Source organism: Streptomyces synnematoformans (assembly GCF_039531005.1).
Classification (GTDB): domain Bacteria; phylum Actinomycetota; class Actinomycetes; order Streptomycetales; family Streptomycetaceae; genus Streptomyces; species Streptomyces synnematoformans.
The window spans coordinates 1-2,597 of the sequence record NZ_BAAAPF010000542.1; the positions used below are offsets into that span (position 1 = coordinate 1).

2 protein-coding genes and 1 pseudogene are annotated in these 2,597 nt (G+C 74.1%); all 3 read right to left on the reverse strand.

Annotated elements, in window-relative coordinates; genetic code table 11:
- Positions 1 to 113: 113 nt before the first annotated feature.
- The gene (locus ABD317_RS35710) at positions 114 to 1,454 is read right to left on the reverse strand and encodes an ABC transporter substrate-binding protein (RefSeq protein WP_344295996.1); all 1,341 of its coding nucleotides are present in this window, start codon (positions 1,452 to 1,454) and stop codon (positions 114 to 116) included.
- A gap of 183 nt (positions 1,455 to 1,637) precedes the next feature.
- Complete coding sequence (locus ABD317_RS35715) at positions 1,638 to 2,339, reverse strand: response regulator (protein ID WP_344295994.1); 702 nt, start codon at positions 2,337 to 2,339, stop codon at positions 1,638 to 1,640.
- Positions 2,336 to 2,597 (reverse strand): annotated as a pseudogene (locus ABD317_RS35720) (hypothetical protein); the annotation flags it as partial. The gene ABD317_RS35715 and the pseudogene ABD317_RS35720, both read right to left, overlap by 4 nt.

A 2,597-nucleotide genomic window follows, 5' to 3' on the forward strand; every position in this document is an offset into this window, starting at 1 on the left:
CGGCCGCCGCCCGCCTGCCCGGGGACGTGCTCCGCGCCGGCGGCCGCGTCCCCGGACCCGGCGGGGGCGGGCACGTGCTTGGTCACGGTGGCCTCTCGGAGGGCTCGCGGCGGCTACTTCTCGACCACCTCGCCGTCGGTGATCGAATCGAGCTGTTCGTCGTAGCCCGCCGCGGCCTCCTCGGCGGAGGCGTCGCCGGTGGTCACCTGCTCCATGGCCTCCTGGATGGCGGTGGAGACCTGCGGGTAGACCGGGAGCGCCGGGCGGTAGTGGGTGTCCTCGACCAGGCCGGTGAAGAACTCGACGCCCGGGACGTACGCCTGGTAGTCGGGGTCGGCGGCGACGTCCTCGCGGACGGCGATCTGGCCGTTGGCGATGGTCAGGCGGGTGTTGTTCGCGCGCGACTGGGCGACCTTCATGAACTCGAAGGCCAGGTCGGGGTTGTTCGCCTTGGCGGGGATGGACCAGGCCCAGCCGCCGGACATGCTGACCCGGCCGGGCGGCTGGCCGTGCTGGGTGGGCATCGCGGCCTGGCCGAGGACCTCGGTCCACTCCGGCCACGGCCGGGGGCCGGTCTCCAGCCAGTTGTTCGACATCCAGGAGCCGTCCAGGTCGATGGCGAGCCTGCCCTCGGGCAGCCACTCGGTGCCGACCTTGGTGCCGATGTTCGGGTCGAGGGCCTCCTGCGGCTCGGGGCCGAGGCCCTCGTTGTAGACGGTGTGCACGAAGTCGAGGGCGTCGGCGAAGCCCTGGCTGCCGGCGACCCACTTCTCCGCCTTCGGGTCGTACAGCGGGTCCTCGCCCGTGCCGTACAGCAGCATCTCGAAGCCCTGCATGGAGGCGGCCTCGCCGGCGGGCTTGCCGGTGTAGACGTTCAGCGGGATGACGCCGGGCAGTTCGCGCTTGACGGTGCGGGCGGCGTCCAGCACGTCGGCCCAGGTCTCCGGCTGCCACTCGGCGGGCAGCCCGGCCTTCTCGAACAGCTCCTTGTTGTACCAGAGCCCGCGGGTGTCGGTGCCGTCCGGAATGCCGTACGTCTTGCCGTCCTGGCCCTGCGCGGCGGTCTTCGCCGTCTCGACGTACCGGCCCCAGTCCTTCCAGTCCTTGAGGTAGTCGTCGAGCGGGGTGAGGAGGCCGGCGGTGATGTCGGAGTTGATCAGGAAGGTGTCCTCGTAGACCAGGTCGGGGGCGGTCTTGGGGGACCGCAGCATCTGCTGGACCTTGGTGTAGTACTGCTCGTCCGGCACCTGGACGGGGATCAGCTCGACCTTCTTGCCGGGGAACTTGTCCTCGAACTCCTTCTTCACCGCGTCCATCTCGCGGTCGAAGATCTTGTTCTTGGCGTCGGTGGACTTCTTGAACTGGACCTTCACGGTGTCCGGGTCGCTGCCGGAGTCCGAACAGGCGGAGAGCGCGGTGGCGGCGAGTACGGCGGTGAGCGCGGTCGCGAGCATGGGGGTGACGGGGCGGTGCACGGCGGGACCTCCCTGCGGCTCTGGCGAGATTGCCGAGAAAGTACGGCTGTCCGGATGTCCGGTCAATGGCTGTGACAGGGCCCGCCCCGTATCGGTGACAACGTTGTTGTACCGACGGTTTCCAGCCGGGCCCGCGGCGCGCCCCGCCCGCCCGAGCCGGGGTCAGGGGCGGGTGCCGGACCAGCGGTAGCGGAGTTCGGGGCGGCCCACCTGGCCGTACTGCGGCGCCCGGACGGCGTGGCCGGTCTCCGCCAGGTGCTCCAGATAGCGGCGGGCGGTGATGCGCGCCGTGCCGGTGGCCTCGCCGGCGGCGGTGGCGGTCAGGCCGGCGTCGCCCGCCCGGCGCAGGGCGTCGGTGACGGCGGCGAGGGTGGGGCCGGACAGCCCCTTGGGGAGCGCGGCCTGCGCGGGCGCGCGGAGCGCGGCGAGCGCGCGGTCCACCTCGTCCTGGCCGCCGGCCTCGCCGGCCGCGGCGTGGAACTCGGCGTAGCGGAGGAGGCGGTCGCGCAGGGTGGCGAAGGCGAAGGGCTTGAGCACGTACTGCACGACGCCCAGGGACACCCCCTCGCGGACGACGGCCAGGTCGCGGGCGGAGGTGACGGCGATGACGTCGGCGGCGTGGCCGGCGGTGCGCAGCGAGCGGAGCAGGGCGAGGCCGTGGCCGTCGGGGAGGTAGAGGTCGAGCAGGATCAGGTCGACGGGGACCCGGTCGAGCAGGCGGACCGCCTCGGCACGGGTCCGCGCGGTCCCGGCGACGGCGAAGCCGGGCACGCGCGCGACGTAGAGCCGGTGGGCGTCGGCGGCGACGAGGTCGTCCTCGACGACGAGCACGCGGATGGGCGCGGAGCGCCCGGGGGCGGTCATACGGAGCCCCCGCCGGGCCGTCCGGGGGCGGCTGTGCGGTCGGCGGGCGCGTCCGGCGGCGCAGGCTCCGTGACCGGGTCGGCGGCCGAACGCGGGGGTGCCCCGTCGTGTGCCACCGGGGTACGGGCCTTCGCCGCCTCGGCGGCAGGGCTCCCGGAGGCGGGGTCGCGTGGGGCGGCCGGGTGCGGCGCACGGTCGCCCGCCGCCGGCATGCGCGCCGTCGCCGGCGCGTCCGGCGGGACCGTCTCCGCCGGGCCG